The sequence below is a fragment of the Tepidanaerobacter sp. EBM-38 genome (genome assembly GCA_001896545.1).
In the GTDB taxonomy this organism is placed as follows: domain Bacteria; phylum Bacillota; class Thermosediminibacteria; order Thermosediminibacterales; family Tepidanaerobacteraceae; genus Tepidanaerobacter.
In genome coordinates this window covers 1-1489 of the sequence record MPOT01000097.1, presented here as the reverse complement: position 1 = coordinate 1489, position 1489 = coordinate 1, and the positions used below count along the sequence as shown (strand labels likewise).

The 1489-nt window shown below is 37.5% G+C and carries 1 protein-coding gene and 1 pseudogene; both read right to left on the bottom strand.

Annotated elements, in window-relative coordinates:
* Window positions 1–792: NADP-dependent phosphogluconate dehydrogenase (gndA, locus tag BUC45_RS10580; protein WP_296972228.1), on the bottom strand; the 792-nt coding region annotated here is incomplete at its 3' end.
* Between the two features lie 30 nt (window positions 793–822).
* Window positions 823–1489, bottom strand: a pseudogene (locus tag BUC45_RS10575) (D-mannonate epimerase); the annotation flags it as partial.

Sequence of the window (1489 nt, the reverse complement as noted above, 5' to 3'; positions counted from 1 at the left end):
GCCTTTTTGCCCTGCTTTATCAAGTATTACATCAACCAAAGGCTTACCTGTTTTATCATCTACTTTACCTAAAATATCGGCGGTTATTTCTATTAGATACGAATTAAGTTCCCCTTGATTCCACTCGGCAAAGATTTCTTTCATTTCAAGAGCAGTCATACCAAGCAGCTTTTTCATGAGAAAATAGGCTTCACTAATAAGCTGCATATCACTGTATTCTATTCCGTTATGAGTCATTTTCACAAAGTGACCTGCGCCATCCGGTCCCACATAATCACAGCATGGAGCTTTGTTAGGCGTCTTTGCGGATATCTTTATAAAAATATCCGATATTTGTTCCCATGCCTCTTTCGAGCCACCGGGCATAATGCTAGGACCCTTTAGAGCTCCTTCTTCGCCGCCGGAAACTCCTACACCCATATAATGTATTCCTTTTTGCTCAAGCTCTTTTGCCCTACGCACTGTATCTTTAAAATAAGAGTTACCACCGTCTATTAAAATATCTCCTTTTTCCATCAAAGGCACTAATTTATCTATTACAGCATCCACTGCAGTTCCGGCCTTTACCATAAGCATTATTTTACGAGGTTTTTTAAGTGATGCCACAAGCTCTTCCAGGGAAAAAACGCCCTTTATCCTGCTTTTATCTTTAGCCGATGTTTCTAAAAATTCTTTAGTTTTTTCTGAAGTTCTATTATAAACAGAGATTTTATATCCGTTTCTTTCGATATTTAGTGCCAGATTTTGGCCCATGACAGCAAGCCCAATCAAACCTATATCAGATTTGTTCATATTACCACCCTTTCTAACTTAAAAGCTTAACTAAAATTTACTTTCATAAGCCCATAATCCTAGCGCTGGATTGCTTATATAAAATATTTCTTCACCGGTTTCTAAGGCATTAAAACCATCCTTAAATTTGCTAATGTCATATTTATTAAGGGCATCCTCAAGCGGCATATATTCAAAGCCAACACCTTCTACTTCCGCTTTTGAAAGCTTATCTGTAGCATAGGTTATTTTAAACCTACCATCTGAAGAACCGTGAATCAAGTGAGCCGCAGCCGATAAATTATTCTGTAAATCCTTGTTATCATGTGTTAAGGAAAGTATCTTATCTCTGCCTACATATCCATATTTTCTTATTAAACTATCAATACCTTTATCCTCGCCAAACTGTTTGGCACCCGGAGCAATGATGATCAGGTGTCCATTATCCTCTATGGCCATACGGCTTCTGTAAATAGCCTTGTTTCCTACCCATGTGCTTTTAAATTCTTCCGGGTCAAGATATACCACTACTTTTTTAAGAGGTTTTTTTAGAAATACTATATTTTTTTCCTGACTGAGCTTAACTGCCTCTTCAAAAACTTCTCTTTCACGGCCTATGAAAAGTCCGGATAATTGATTTTCGCCTTGCTCTTGGGATATAACTGTTAAAACATACATTAAAGGTACATTGGCAAAAAAGTTTTCCTCTGCATAGTCG